The organism is Intestinibacillus sp. Marseille-P6563 (assembly GCF_900604335.1).
GTDB lineage: Bacteria > Bacillota > Clostridia > Oscillospirales > Butyricicoccaceae > Butyricicoccus_B.
The window spans coordinates 529670-542088 of the sequence record NZ_UWOD01000001.1; the positions used below are offsets into that span (position 1 = coordinate 529670).

The 12419-nt window shown below is 44.2% G+C and carries 12 protein-coding genes; 5 read left to right on the plus strand and 7 right to left on the minus strand.

The features are described 5' to 3' along the window. Window positions 1-13: 13 nt before the first annotated feature. The 5 genes from EFB11_RS02840 to EFB11_RS02855 form a co-directional block, all read right to left on the minus strand. Window positions 14-1507 (minus strand): hypothetical protein, encoded by a 1494-nt coding sequence (locus tag EFB11_RS02840; RefSeq protein WP_164706577.1) that lies wholly within the window; start codon window positions 1505-1507, stop codon window positions 14-16. Between the two features lie 6 nt (window positions 1508-1513). Continuing rightward, window positions 1514-2071, minus strand: a complete 558-nt coding sequence (locus tag EFB11_RS02845; RefSeq protein WP_122788845.1) for a hypothetical protein — start codon at window positions 2069-2071, stop codon at window positions 1514-1516. Window positions 2072-2092: 21 nt separating this feature from the next. Further along, window positions 2093-4087, minus strand: coding sequence for a hypothetical protein (locus EFB11_RS16710; protein ID WP_164706578.1), 1995 nt, complete (start codon window positions 4085-4087; stop codon window positions 2093-2095). Between the two features lie 15 nt (window positions 4088-4102). After that, window positions 4103-6502, minus strand: a complete 2400-nt coding sequence (locus tag EFB11_RS02850) for a hypothetical protein (protein ID WP_122788846.1) — start codon at window positions 6500-6502, stop codon at window positions 4103-4105. Window positions 6503-6728: 226 nt separating this feature from the next. After that, window positions 6729-7508 (minus strand): zinc ribbon domain-containing protein, encoded by a 780-nt coding sequence (locus EFB11_RS02855; protein WP_122788847.1) that lies wholly within the window; start codon window positions 7506-7508, stop codon window positions 6729-6731. A 158-nt stretch (window positions 7509-7666) separates the two neighbouring features. Between EFB11_RS02855 and EFB11_RS02860 the strand changes: the two genes are divergently transcribed. The 5 genes from EFB11_RS02860 (at window position 7667) to tnpB (ending at window position 10700) form a co-directional block, all read left to right on the plus strand. Further along, window positions 7667-7849, plus strand: coding sequence for a hypothetical protein (locus EFB11_RS02860; RefSeq protein ID WP_122788848.1), 183 nt, complete (start codon window positions 7667-7669; stop codon window positions 7847-7849). Window positions 7850-7965: 116 nt separating this feature from the next. After that, window positions 7966-8226 (plus strand): hypothetical protein, encoded by a 261-nt coding sequence (locus EFB11_RS02865; protein ID WP_122788839.1) that lies wholly within the window; start codon window positions 7966-7968, stop codon window positions 8224-8226. 149 nt (window positions 8227-8375) lie between these two features. Then, entirely contained in the window at window positions 8376-9128 is a 753-nt protein-coding gene (locus EFB11_RS02870; protein WP_122788849.1) for a phage antirepressor KilAC domain-containing protein, read from the plus strand. A gap of 67 nt (window positions 9129-9195) precedes the next feature. After that, complete coding sequence (locus tag EFB11_RS02875) at window positions 9196-9546, plus strand: BRO family protein (RefSeq protein WP_122788841.1); 351 nt, start codon at window positions 9196-9198, stop codon at window positions 9544-9546. A gap of 41 nt (window positions 9547-9587) precedes the next feature. Then, window positions 9588-10700: an IS200/IS605 family element RNA-guided endonuclease TnpB gene (tnpB, locus tag EFB11_RS02880; RefSeq protein ID WP_122788850.1), complete on the plus strand. Its 1113-nt coding sequence runs from the start codon at window positions 9588-9590 to the stop codon at window positions 10698-10700. Between the two features lie 300 nt (window positions 10701-11000). On the opposite strand, the gene EFB11_RS02885 is transcribed toward tnpB, so the two are convergent. After that, window positions 11001-11771: a hypothetical protein gene (locus EFB11_RS02885; protein ID WP_122788851.1), complete on the minus strand. Its 771-nt coding sequence runs from the start codon at window positions 11769-11771 to the stop codon at window positions 11001-11003. A 19-nt stretch (window positions 11772-11790) separates the two neighbouring features. Beyond that, window positions 11791-12408, minus strand: a complete 618-nt coding sequence (locus EFB11_RS02890) for a hypothetical protein (RefSeq protein WP_122788852.1) — start codon at window positions 12406-12408, stop codon at window positions 11791-11793. Window positions 12409-12419 lie beyond the last annotated feature (11 nt).

Genomic DNA, 12419 nt, shown 5'->3' on the forward strand with positions numbered 1-12419 from the left:
TTGTGGTATCCCTCTATTCGTTTGCAATCAAAGTCACATCTACGGTATAAAGCCCCGGATTCCCAACGTTCACTGTGGTAGCACCGCTTTTATCGGGTGTCTTGGCAGATACATTCCACTCACCATAGGTAGGAACTGTGAATGTAGCTGTTCCGGTTGAAACCGCTGTTAATGTGGTGTCACTTAATGTAAGTGTTACTACTGCCCCGGCAGTAACAGTAACTACGACTGTTGCATAAATCTGTGTGGACGGGAGTGGATATGGGGATGCAGACGGAAAATCATTCACGCTGGTACAGTTGATCTGCATTTTACCACCTTGCGCGATGGAGCGCGTAAAACCTGTAATCAAATGACGTTCTATTGGATTACCGCTTTTGTCCATCCTGCGAACCGTCGCCAAATTGTTTTCGGTGATATGGAAAAGCTGGGATGATTCGATAGTAACAGATTTTTTGAGTACGGTATTTCGCTTCAAATAGTATTCAGCGAGTTCTTGACATTGCTCGTCTGCGTAATAGCTTGTTTCATCAAATATTTTGGTACGCATTCCTAAAATTCCAGTGTTGGTATCGCTCGAAGGGTCTTGATTTACTGCACGTCCGGACGGAACATGATTTCCATTGATGGCCTGTCCAATAACAATAATGTCATTGAATACTTCTGTGTTTTGAACGGCATAGGTGGCTCCCAAAAACTCGCCAGTCATGGGGGAGAAGTTCCATATAATAGGCTTGTCACTATCAAGAATATCTTCATAGGCTGCATCAACACGAAGTTGACCGTTTTGATCGTATCCAATCCAACCCACAAGCATTTTGTTGAGTTCAAGCAATATATCCGCAAATGTAACATTGTTGCTATCGAAACGTGCAGTATAGGGCGCATTTACCCACGGTTGTGTGGTGCCATCTGCTAATGTAATTGTTTTGTTGTTGTAGTATGTGGTGTATATCGGGGGTAAACTGTCTATCGGTAGACCATTGCCACGATCTCGTTTCAATATTCCCGAAATGCCCGTTAAAATATTTTCTCCGCGCTCAATCAGCGCCCATCCCTCAAGATTACCAAACAATGTTCCATCTAACATTGCCCACTTATCCACCAATGTATAACGCACTATTTTTTGGTTTGGAAGAAAGCTTTCTTCTGGATTTTTGACATAGAACACGCCTTGAGGAAGATAGAAGTCTGACCCGTCTGGCATAACAAGACCTTCCATCAGGCGTATTTGTGTTCCAAACCACACGTTATTGACATTGTAGTCATACTCTTGGTTTATGTTGGAAAGTGTGACCGTTGCTTGTCTACGCTGCCCATTTTGGAGATTTACAGCCAGTTCCCCTTCTTGTATGAATGCTCCCGATCTAGGATTTTGAGGATTGTTTGAAACAGAAAATGCAATAGACCCGTCCGGCTGTAAAAAATCCAGCCGGGCGAGTTTGTAAAAGCTACCGCCTTTAATTGCATTTAAGTACATATCCCATGTGGTTTGATTGATTGCCAATCTTCATCACCCGTTCAAAATCTTATCGCGTTCTGCCAAGGTAATGTCCCCTTTTTGAACAGCTATATCAACCAATGATTTTGTCCAAAGTCCACGAGTATAATTCTTCTGAACTCTTATCGCAGCGCTGGAAAGTTCTGTTTCAGCGGAAATAGTTTCCGAAGTCATAGTCATTGCCATAACTTGAGGCGTAGCTTCTGAGGCCGGCAATGCCATCATTACTTGCGCTTCCAATGCTGCGGCAATACGTTCTTCGTTAGTAGGTTCATTAGCAAAAGGAGGATTATCCTCAAAATCACTGATTGCCTGTAAATAGTCATCGTCAGATTGACATTGGCTGAAATCGCATCCGATCCGCTTGTAATGCTCAACAGTTGCATTGAATTCCATCGCAACAGAACCATTGATAACGCTATTTGAAATTATCATTTTGGCATCTGGATTCTGCGCCCATGCATATCGTTCAAGCCATTCTTCCGCAGTAAAATGATTTTTACCTGTATCCTTATCCCGCCCCGGTGTGTAAATGTCAGATTTTTTATCCCAAAGTTTGTACTTATTCATAGCGTCCTCCTTTTGTTATATTTAATTTCCTGTATATACTTCAACGATATTTGACCAATAAGCATTTGGATTTCCTGAACTCGATCCACTCTTTCGTCCTCCGGCGAACAAGGCGTAGTATCCATTAGAAACGGATGTAAGTAGGTCCCTTGGAACTTGCAATGATGTTGGAGTAGAACGTGTCAATGATGAATTGAAAGCATAAGCAATATCTTTTGAGCAGAAAATAGAGTAAAATCCGCAAGTGCTAGATGCTCCGTTAGTTCCTATGTTTTTGGGCAATTCGTTTAATATGGTACGAGTCAAGGACGAGTCATATACATTTACAATTTGTTCGGACACAAATATTACATTGTTTCCGTTTGTGGCAGCAGTTAAATAACTCAATGGTTCACTGAGGGGCATGCATGAAGTTTGTGTAAGGTTTTCATCATAGGATATTGCATTATCTAGTGGGGTGCTTCCAAAATACCCTCCTACAAACAATGCATAATTCCCTACATGACCGCTAGAGTTATTTACCCGTAATGTTGAATCCGATGCGGGGGTTGTCTTTGTTAAATTATCATCATATGCAGTCGATGCTCCAGCATAATTGTTAGATTGCGCTGAAACAAATAGGGCATATATTCCTACTGGTTCTGCGCTCGACTGAAATGCCCCTCCATTTAGACTTTCTGGTTGTGTTCGCGTCAAATTTGTATTATAAGCTGTTACATACTCAGATTGGCCTATAATTCCATAATCCGAATTGTAAGTTGCTGCCCCATTTGCAACGGAATATCCATAAAGATCGGATGCAACATTTTGTGTGAGAGACGAATCGTATGCCACAGTTTCAATTCCTAAACCTGAATTAGCCGTAGATGTGAGACCTCCGGTAATTATCATATATTCTCCTGCTAATGTACTTACCGAATTAGTTCTGCCAGCAGTAAGAGACGTAGCCCGTCCATAATATTGTGCCGTCGGAACTGGCTCCAATGTTGCGGTATAGGAGGCGGGAACACTTATATTTACAACATTCGTTGATCTTCCATCCGCAAGCTGCGCAGAGACTTCCCAATCTCCTGGCGATGTAAGTAGAATAGTTGCTGTTCCATCCGAAACTGCGGTAAGTTCTGTTGCGCCATTTATAGCAGTAACGGTTGCTCCTGAATCCACCGTTACCACTAGTGGGACTGCAAAGGTATTTCCTTCATAGGTTCCTTGGACTCCAAAAATGCTAATTCCACTTTTTATATTAGCGGGAAGCAAGTTTGTATCGCCCTCAATCGTTTGCACACCAGTAAGATACTGTTGAGCAGCGATGGTTTGATTTGACGTGGATGGAGTGATGGTTTGTGCGCCTTGGACTGCGAGTTGTTGAGTGGCACTTTCTGTGCCTTGCTCCACATACCCAGCATCTTGTGTTGCACTTGCTGTAATCAATCCGCTACTATTAACAGTGATCGATGGTATAGCTTGCGAAACGGTATCAATTGCTTTTGATACGGCTTGCGCATAGTATCCAGCAGGAACGGAAATGGATGCGCCACTAATTGTTACACTTTCATCATTATTTGTTGGTATTGTTCCAGTAATTTTGCCGCTTCCAACATAAGCTGTATATGGCGAAAGTATGGTATTTGCTGTGGCGGTTGCATCAGATGCCAGTGAACCGGGGGTCACGTTTCCTGTAATTTGTTGCCCATTGACCCAAGCAGTTTCGCCAGATAAAATACTATTTTCTGTTGCCGTTCCTTGGGTTTGGCTCTCAAGGGATTTGGAAGATATCTTCCCCTCTCCATCATGATATCCATATGGAATGTCAAACGATTCTCCGGCATTCAATTCTGCCGATACTGCGCCGCAATTTGGCATAGTTCCGGTGACAGGCGAGTTGTTGGCCAAATAGAATTGTTTTCCAAGCAAAACATCTGCATCCGCGCCTGCGTTTTCAAGTTGCGGCAAATTCGGGTCAGCGGCTATGATATATTGTCCAGGACCCGGAACTTCAAATGTTACTTGTCCCAAATATTTTTCCTCCTTTCATGGTACTTGCTGCGTTTCGGTATACTCTCCCATTGCGACTGTAATTGTGGTTCCGCTGGGAGCAGTTACAGTAAGATATGCGTAAACAGGTCGAATTTCAAGCCCTACATAATAGGTTTGTCCTTGACTTATGGTAATTGTTTTGGTTTCAACCGACCCGTCTAACATACCGGATACCGTCCATTCTCCGGCCGTGGGCGGATCATATTGAATCGGAGCAGTATAGATAGAAACAAACGAATAAGTCCCATTCGATATTGTGATTTCACTTCCAACGGGAGCAGTAACAATGATCTGTGTATCGCTTTGAGGCTGTACGGGTGGCACAAGATCATTCCATCCGTTATCTCCACTTTGACAGATTACAGATGCACCATTTATCGGCCCACTTTCCATCCATGGAATAGACCCGAAATACGGCTGTGGCGCTTGATTATCTCCTGTCTGCATGGTGATCGCTGCTTGGGTTTCTATTCTCCAAAAGTTTCCTTTTCTGTCTCGCAGGAACTTAGGGTCGGTGCTGGTAGATAACTCCCACAATGCAGTGGCTTGCTCAACTGTATCAATATAACGATTGTTTACCATATCTACTTTCCCGATATATCCGGTTAATGTAGACGAAATATAATTATACGAGGTAGGTTGGCGAGTCGGATACGGAGTGAAATTCTGTAACATATTCGGTGTATTGTTGTTTGTAAGTGCATCCGTAGACACATTGTTGCGGAAAATATGCACACCATTGACATGATACACACCATCTGAATTTTGTATGCAGTCTAATACGGTCCAGTTCCAGTGCATTGGGAATACTATATTGGATGGCAAAGCATCTGATACATACTGTGTTTCTCCTAGCGCAAACACATAATAGGTATAATTCACCTGATTTCTATATCCTTCATCCACAATTTCTGTGGTAGATATGTCTAAGTTTGCTACCAGAGATAGAGCGCTGTCACCTTGCGCTTGCCGATATAATGCCACGCCTACCAAATTTTCATTTGGAGTTATGTTCCCAGCATTTAGGCCGGTATCGTTGAATGTGGCAAGAAATAACGTATCAAGCCCCCATGTGGGTTCATATTGCAAATCATAGAGTAGGTCATGGAGTGAATCACCCGAAACCTCTCCATCAAGGGCTGTTATCCATTGGCATATTTGTTGTCCATAGAGTGTAATGCTTGATATGTTCGGCTGCACCCATGTCAATGGGGACTTGACAGCATTCCATATAATCATTCCAGAATCAGGATACAATATATTGGACGGATATAGCGATTCGCTAGGGAACAGCCCTCCTTTATAGGTCGCATAGTATACATGAAGTTCTCTTGGTGTAATTACAATGCGGAGCGGCAGCGACGATTGAATAGAATCGATTGTTACAGAACCAACTATGACATCTCCATTCATGATTGAAATGGACTCTGGCGTTACGTTAACATTGATCGTTCCGTTTATGGATAGAGCCGGAGATGTTCCGTTTGGTGGATAGAACGATGACCACGCAATCGACCACGGAGTTTCGAAGTCCATAGGTGCGCCGTTCTTTTCATCCCAAGTCACAGACGAACCTAGCGGAAGATTCAAATTGCCGTTTTCAATCGTATAGTTCCCATTAGCTGTCCCAGGGATGTACGACACACGCGACCACCGAACCAATATGCCGTCATAAATTCCCGGACAGGCTTCGACATATCCGGTGAAGTCGCTTACTGCATATTGAACAGTAAATTCTTGCCATCCCGTATCTGCTTGCATTCCATACTCGGTCTGAATCTGGCAGCGTACTTCATAAGTAGTTCCAACCAACAAACCGTCATAAGTGACTTGGATATCCTCTGTTCCAAAGATTTCTCCTGAATCTTGGATCGGAGAATCTTCGCTTCCTTTAACTGCAAGCTGCCATCGGAACCAATCCAGAGAATCGCCTTGCGCTTGAGAGTAGTCGGCTGTAAATGTTGCCATTCGGCTTGTAACCGGTGACGTAAATGCTTGAATTGAAATGGTCGGCTCTGATCTTGTCCAGAAGAAGGATGGCGAAATCTGTTCGAGCGACCCTCCACTCCACCATTGCGTGATAAGCATTTTATATCCGCTTTCGAATCCGTTTGAAAGACCGCTCAGTGCTGATGCTTGGACCGGAACATTATAAAACTGCACTGTTCCAGTGCTGCTTGTGCCGTAAAATGGTGGATTGACTGGCGTTTCTCCGCTGTCGAACACTTTAGATGATTCTTCTGTGTTCTCGAAAATTTGAATCTGGTATGCTGTCAACGCAGACGAACCATTGACTTGCCATGATATTGTTAAGTCCTGCGTGACATCAATAACGCCACCACCCACACCCGCGAAAGAGGACGGAAATATGTTGGTCGGCTGGAATAGTGGCATCACATCACCGCCTTTCTATAATAAAAAAAGGCCGCAACCTGCCCAATGCAGATTACAGCCCCAATCGACTTTCTTCTATCCCCAACCGGAAAGAAACTGAAAAGGCGCAGAACTCACCAAAGCATACCTAGACTTGTATTCTGGTACGTTTTGGCGCGTTCCGCGCCGCATCAATCATATTATTTTATATTATTATATCACACATAAACGGAAAATGCAAGAGCAATTATGAAGGAGGGCCAAATGATACGGTCAAACCACCGCCGATCTCTACCTCACCGCCGGTCATTAACTTAGCATTGCGATATACCGCGATATGTCCGGTCTGTGAAGTATCGCCAAATATCTCATTCACGACGCTTCTACCATCTGGCTTTCGTACAAAGCAGTTGCCGCTTCCGGACACCAATGTGATATTATACACGCCAGGTGCAATATCTTTACCAATCTCGTAAACTCCCGCTGAAAATTCATAGCTTTGTGTTGAATCTTCTAACCCCGAACCGTTTGTTCCTTCGGTTGGGTCAACGACAGGCCCATTGTAATCAATGTGTCCAAAATCTGATGATATTTTCAAAAAATCCGTATTCCCCGATTCATCTGTTTGTACATCAGAATCATCCGATTCTTGGCTACTAACCGCAGGTTCATCCATGCTTGCGGCGTTCTTGTTTGAAAGAAAGTCTTTTAATTTTAATGCGCCAAAAGCACCACCGCCAATAATCGCAAGAGCCAATATGGTGACTATGATTTTTTTCATAATGGATTTTTTCTTCTTTTTCACGCGCTTCTTATCGGGCTGGATACTTTCGGATTCTTTTGTACGTTGTTGGGCAACTATTCGCTGCATGGCATCACGATTTAACGCCGGGTCTGCCTGATAAATGTTTTCTGGAAATTCTACGCGAGTTCCGCATTTCGGGCATGTTCCAGCCCCGCCAAATTCGCACCGCAGTTTTTGTCCGCATTTCGGGCAGGCTACAACCACTTTATCTCTGTTTTCCATAGCTATCCTCCCTTTTAATCAATCTCTATACCCTACTTTTATTTTACCATATCAAGAATCCATTTCCAATACAAATGCAAAGAAATATTTTTGGGAAAACGCCTTGACTTTTCAGGATATCCGATATATAATTTGGATATCCAGAAAGGAGGTGCAAGATGTCACCAAATATTGGGCGACCGAAATCAAATAATCCAAGAGATTTGCAGTATCGTTTGCGCTTAACCGAAGATGAAGTTAATAAACTGAATTTTTGTTGTAGGGTATTAGGTCTTACAAAAGCAGAAGTGTTGCGGAACGGATTGGAAATTATGTTTGAAAAAGCCCAAAGTTCCAAATAAATTAGGCGTTCGTTGCCGTGACAAAGCTTGACGAACGCCTAGTGTATCAATCCTAAAGAGGATGATAAATCCATTCTATCATCCTCCTTGGGGAAAATCAAGGAGGAAAAGCAAAAATGAAAAACAGACCCTTTCCAGAGATCATAAACGCGCACCATGCGGATGCACTAAGCCGAATGGAAGAAGATGCAGAACTGAATGCGTTGTACGAAGCGGAATGGTCGTTGCCGTGCGAAGATGTTCGCAGCATGCTAGATAGCGGCGACGTGAACGCGGCTTCTGATTTCATCGCAATGCACCAAGTCAAGACCGAGCGCATGGGATTCCTGCTGGGCTACCGCTACGCCATGCAGTTGGCACGGGAAATCTTTGTGTAATTCACACAAAGAATACACCCTTGACTTCGGCTGAAAAATCGCATATACTATGACCACACAAACGGCGCACTTCCGCGCCACTCATACAGTCAATCTGTATTAGTGGTCGGGGTGCGCCGTTTTTCGTTTTCTCAGAAAGGAGCAATAACATGAATGAATTGCAAATTTTCCAGAATGCAGAGTTTGGAACGATTCGAACAATCGAGGAAAACGGCAAAGTGCTTTTCTGTGGGTCGGATGTGGCTAAGGCATTGGGATATAAGAATCCCAGTAAAGCACTTTCAGACCATTGTAAGGGTATAACGAAACGTTATACCCCCACTAAGAGCGGGACGCAAGAAATGAATTTCATTCCAGAAGGCGATATTTACCGCTTGGCGGCAAAGTCTGAGTTACCTGGCGCAGATAAGTTTGAAAGCTGGATTTTTGATGAAGTTCTCCCATCCATTCGCAAGCATGGAGCATACATGACACCGGAAACACTCGAAGCCGCAATCATGAATCCAGACACCCTTATCAAGATTGCAACCGCGCTCAAGGATGAACAAGAGAAGCGCAAGGCATTGGAAATCGCCAATTCCGCACTAACTGTGGACAACCAGATTATGAAACCCAAAGCGGACTATTTCGATGAAATCGTAGATAGGAACCTGCTTACAAATTTCCGCGAAACGGCAAAGCAACTTAATGTGCCGCCGAGAAAGTTTGTAAGCTTCCTGATCGAAAAGAAATATGCCTATCGAGATAAGAAAGGTAAGCTCCAACCCTACCAGCAGTATGTAGAAAGCGGACTATTCAGCCTGAAAGAGTGTTTGAATGAAAAGACCGGATGGGGAGGAACACAAACACTCATTACGCCGAAGGGACGTGAAACGTTTCGGCTGCTGTTTATTGCTGCGTAACCTATCATAGAATTTTAGCATTGAATATAGCTACTCAATATGCATTTTCTATGAAAGGAGCACAGAAATGAATCAAACGTCTACGTTGCAAATTTTGAAGTCCGAAACATTTGGAACAGTAAAATGTGATTTCTATGGCGACGGAAATCAAGTATACATGACCCGAGAGCAAATCGGAACTGCTTTAGGATATTCCAACCCCAAACGCGCCATTTCAGATATTCACAAGAGACACAAGGAAAGACTGGACAAGTTCTCAAGGGTAACGCAGATTGCGTACCCCTCCGGTGGAAAACAAGATGTGTATATCTACAACAGAAAAGGCGTTATGGAAATCTGCCGATGGAGTCAACAGGAAAAAGCTGATGCTTTTATCGAAGGCGGCGTAATACCCCTTGCTTCAGCTATGGGGATATAAGCCGTATATTAAGAATTGCGATCATAAGGAGGTGAATCACTATGGAATATTCGTATCGGTTTCGAATCTATCCGACAAAGGAGCAAGAAGCACAGATTGCTAAGACGCTTGGTTGCTGCAGATATGTTTACAATCACTATCTTGCCATGAGAACACAAATCCACAAGGACAAAAAAGAATCTATGAACTACAATGCTTGTTCTAAAGATATGACAGAACTCAAAAAATCTTTGGATTGGCTGAAAGAAGTGGATTCTACGGCTTTACAATCTGCATTGAAGTTTTTGGATACGGCGTATCAGAACTTCTTTCGCCGCTTGAAGACGGGCGAAAAACCTGGATATCCCAGATTCAAAAGAAAACACGACCCCAGACAAAGTTATACCAGCAAATGTGTGGGCAAGAGCATTCAGGTTCTTGAACATGCGGTGAAGCTGCCAAAGTTAGGTAAAGTCAAATGCTGCATTTCCAAGCAGGTGCAGGGACGGATTTTGTCTGCCACTGTAAGTCGAAACCCAAGTGGTAAGTATTTTGTTTCTTTATGCTGTACGGATGTATCCATAGATGCTTTGCCTTCAAAAGGTAAGTCTGTCGGAATTGATCTCGGCATAAAAGCTTTTGCCGTTTCTTCTGATGGTTTCACATATCAGAACCATAAGCATCTTACCAGCAACCAGAAGAAGCTTGCCAAGCTCCAACGTCAGTTGTCCAGAAAAACAAAGGGCAGTAAACGCAGGGATAAGGCAAAACAAAAGGTTGCACAGCTGCACGAACGGATTGCAGACCAAAGAAAGGACATGCTACACAAGCTATCCACAAAGCTAATTCGTGAAAATGATATCATTTGCATGGAAGATTTGGCTGTCAAGAATATGGTCAAGAATCATAAACTAGCAAAATCTATTGCAGATGCTTCGTGGGGCGAGTTTCGCAGACAGCTAACCTATAAGGCAGAATGGTATGGTCGGAAGCTGGTCGTCATAGACCGATTCTATCCTTCCAGTCAGATGTGTTCTGCTTGTGGTACATTGTGGTCTGGCACAAAGGATTTGGCTGTTCGAAAATGGACGTGTCCAGATTGCGGCACGGTACATGATAGGGATGTCAATGCAGCGAAGAATATCCTTGCAGAAGGACTTCGCATGTTGGCATAAATTTTGCATGGTAGGGCGGGACACGCCCAAACCCATACGCTCAGGGAGACTATGTAAGACCTCGCAGGTGCAGGCAACGGTCGCTGAACTGAGAATCCCCTGCCTTTAGGCATGGGGAGTGTCAATGTCCAGATTGCAGATAGATGGGGCGGTGCTGCACATATACAGGACATACATAATGAACTCTACCGACTGCTTGAGCAAACAGCGCATGTGGACTTAAAGCGCAGAGTGGAAAATCGTAGGCGGCGTATGGCGGAAGAGGGTATATGCAAATCAAGACGGGGAAAGCTGAACCGCCTAGATATTATCGCAGACGACCCGAAACTGATGCCGATTTATTTGGATTTGGTGAAGCGGATGGCAATTAAGAACAATGTAGATAGCCTGGGTGTACAGTGCCATGATCTTGGAATACATGCCAGCCATGATTGCGTTGTAGTACCAGCCGATATCCGTATCGTTTGCGACCATCTGATACCACTTGATGGTTGCATTCGCTGTATACCAATGCGGATTGAGTGTTACCGTGCCATCGTACAGATAGTTGGTGGATGCCGAACGGTTTGCGCCCGGTGCAGAATCCTCAAACAAGAAAATGTCGTTGCTGTGAATTGTGATTTCCTTGGTCTGTCCCATGGGAACAGTAGTCATTTCCAGCAACATACCGCCCGCATTCGCAATGGTGTACGGCAGAAGCGGGGTGATGACCTCACGAACAACGCCCGCCATAGTAGCGAGAAATGTTCCGTTGCGTTGCAAAGAAACATCATTAACGACCTCTTGGTAGGAGGACGGCGGTTGCTTGCCTTGCTGTGCATATGCGCACGCTGCGCAGAACATCATGAGCTTTTCTTTATGGCCCTTTGCCATAGTCGCGTATGTAAGCTGATCTTTCAGTACCGGCTGATATTCATTGTTCTTGCGCACCTGATTGCTCATGCGTCCTGCATATTCCATTGCCACCAGGCGACCGCCTGCAATCAGGTCATCGCGGGAAATACCCGCCGTTTGATTTCCCTTGTGAGAAACAAAAATTTCATTGGAAATGCTGTTAAGTTTCAAAGACATTCTTTATTCAACCCCTTTCTTATGCACCAACTTGCGGAGCGTACTGTGCAATCATGCGATAGCACTGACCGCCGTTCCAGGTTGCAACCGTATAGTTTTCAGCACCAGAAGCATTGAGGATTTCGAAGTAGAATCCAGTACCCGCAGCCGGTTTCGAGTTGGATGCAACCAGCAGACCGTTTGCAATCGTTACATACTTGTATGCTGGAAGCGAAGTCGGCGTAGTAGAGAAGTTGCCGGTTCCAAATCGATAAATCTCGCCCGCAATAATCTTGGTAAATGTACCAATCTCGCCTGCCGGGAGTTCAAGACCTGCGGTTTCTGCACCAAGTCTCCATGTATTTCCATTGGAACCGGTAACGGTATTGATGTCATAGCTGTTGAATGCATAAATTTCCGGCGCGGTGCCATTGCTCGCCGGTGCGCCGCTGGTGGCTGCGTTCATCACCCATTGGTTGCCGTTGTTGATGTTTGTATATCCGCTGCACGGGATGAGTTCAGTCTTTACGCAAAGAAAACCAGCCGCGCAAATGTCCGGTTCGCTGGACGTTTCAAACGTACCGGCAATATTCTGCATTGCGTTATTGATAAGATTCGAGTTTTTAACCTCGAAGAAGGTATTTGCAATAGAAGCCATGTACTTTTACA